Source organism: Mesorhizobium sp. M7A.F.Ca.MR.362.00.0.0 (genome assembly GCF_004023175.1).
In the GTDB taxonomy this organism is placed as follows: domain Bacteria; phylum Pseudomonadota; class Alphaproteobacteria; order Rhizobiales; family Rhizobiaceae; genus Mesorhizobium.
On sequence record NZ_RZTF01001216.1, the window covers coordinates 1 to 218 of the forward strand.

The 218-nt window shown below is 70.2% G+C and carries 1 protein-coding gene; it reads left to right on the plus strand.

From position 1 onward, the window contains the following. Nucleotides 1–218: MFS transporter (locus tag EOC06_RS39690; protein ID WP_128310226.1), on the plus strand; the 218-nt coding region annotated here is incomplete at both ends.

Here is a 218-nt window from a genome sequence, read left to right on the forward strand (position 1 = left end):
GGGGCTGCTGGCGGCGGCGCTCGTGGCGCTGGCCTTCCTGCGGGACTTCTGGCCGGTCTTCGCGGCCCGCGTGATTCTGGGCTGCGGTGCAGGCCTCATGTTCATCGTCGCCGAAACGGCGCTGAACGCGGCCGCGGCGCCAGAGCGGCGCGGGCGGATCATGGGCGTCTATACCGCTGCCAATGCCCTCGGTTTCGTACTCGGTCCCGCGATGATTG